Below are 1,554 nucleotides of genomic sequence, written 5' to 3' on the forward strand. Positions count from 1 at the left end.
GTCATCAAAAGTGTCGCGGGATGGAGCAGCCCGGTAGCTCGTCAGGCTCATAACCTGAAGGTCGCAGGTTCAAATCCTGCTCCCGCAACCAACGATACTTGCGAAATCGCCTCAGCCACACCGGCTTGGGTGGTTTTTGCTTTTTTGTCAGTTGCTAAGACCAAGATACCGGCAAGATCTCCATGCAGGTCCATGTCATATCCGTCTTCAGACGGTGTCAGCACCACCGTGTCGACTAGAGCCCGTAGCGCCTCAGCAGCTTCGCTGCGCACATCGGCTTCATTGAGAGCGTTGGCAAGGTCGCGGACTTTTGAGTGGTAGACGTCTGACATGTTGGGATGCAGCGTCGGTTGCGGGGCTGGCGCCGCCTCTAGGTCACTCTCCAGCTTGACCTTCATCTCTTCCAGCTCAGCCATTTTGCCTTTGACGGTCGAAGTCGGCGCTCCGTCTATCAGTGCTTGAACCAAACGCTCCAGCGCGTGGTTGGTCTTTGCGAGTTCGGCTTCTTTGGACGCGCGAGACGATTGGGAGGTAGTTCTCAACCGGTTGGTCTCTGCGATGAACTCTTCGCAAAAGACTCTGAACAATTCTGGGTCCATCAATTGGTCGGAGAGCGCGGTGAGAACCCGGTCTTCAACCTTGGTTCGTGCAATGGACTTGCGATTGTTGCACGTGCCTTTATTGCGCGCAGAAGAGCACCCGATACGGTGTCGCGCGTCGTTCGGCCTGGCCCGCGATCAATTTTTTCTGGAACACATGGGTTGATCCGGCGACGCATCACATTCTGACCGAGGAGTCCTATTCCCGCCCCGGTGACTATGTCGCCATGCGCGCTATGGAGGACCTGGTGTGCGTTTCGACCGCTTGCCCGGACGATATTGACCCGATCAATGGCTGGAACCCGACGGATGTGCACGTCCGCATTTACCGCCCAGAAACGCCGATCCGCCGTGCGGTTGCCTATCGTGAAAAGGAAGATGCCCCGATGTCGATCAGTCAGGAATCCGCATTTCATGATCGGCTGGCCCCGTTGACTCAACAATTCGTGCCTGCACGTGATCTATGGGCGCCAGTCAGCTTTCCGGCGCACGGCACCTTGGGTGAATACTGGGCCTGTCGTGAGGCCGTGACAGTTCAGGACATGAGCGGGTTGCGCAAATTCGATATTGTTGGCCCGGACGCCGAGAAACTGCTGCAGCAGGCAACAACTCGCAACGTGGCGAAGCTGCCGGTCTGGCGTGGGTCTTACACGTTGATGTGTGACGAAAGCGGCTCGGTTATCGATGACGGCACGCTTTTCCGTCTTGCGCCCGAAATCTTCCGTTGGTGCTGCGGATCCGAGGAAAGTGGTCGTTCGCTGCAGGCATTGGCGACGGATATGGGCCTGCAGGTTCGGGTGCACGCGATGCGGAACGCGATGCCAAACCTTGCCATTCAGGGGCCAAAATCCCGCGATTTACTGCTGTCTAGCCCCCTCGTTCGGCACCACTAAATTGAGGTTTCTCTAATAAGGTTTCAGGCACAGGTGGGCGCATGTTCAGAGCATGATGTGGC

The 1,554-nt window shown here is 56.9% G+C and carries 1 protein-coding gene and 1 tRNA gene; both read left to right on the top strand.

Annotation, left to right across the window (positions count from 1 at the left end; translation table 11 throughout):
• Positions 1-14: 14 nt before the first annotated feature.
• Positions 15-91 (top strand) — tRNA-Met (locus ACR0MI_RS23655).
• A gap of 555 nt (positions 92-646) precedes the next feature.
• Positions 647-1,492: a DUF1989 domain-containing protein gene (locus ACR0MI_RS23660; protein ID WP_480855754.1), complete on the top strand. Its 846-nt coding sequence runs from the start codon at positions 647-649 to the stop codon at positions 1,490-1,492.
• Positions 1,493-1,554: the final 62 nt, after the last annotated feature.

The organism is Ruegeria sp. D4, assembly GCF_056534475.1.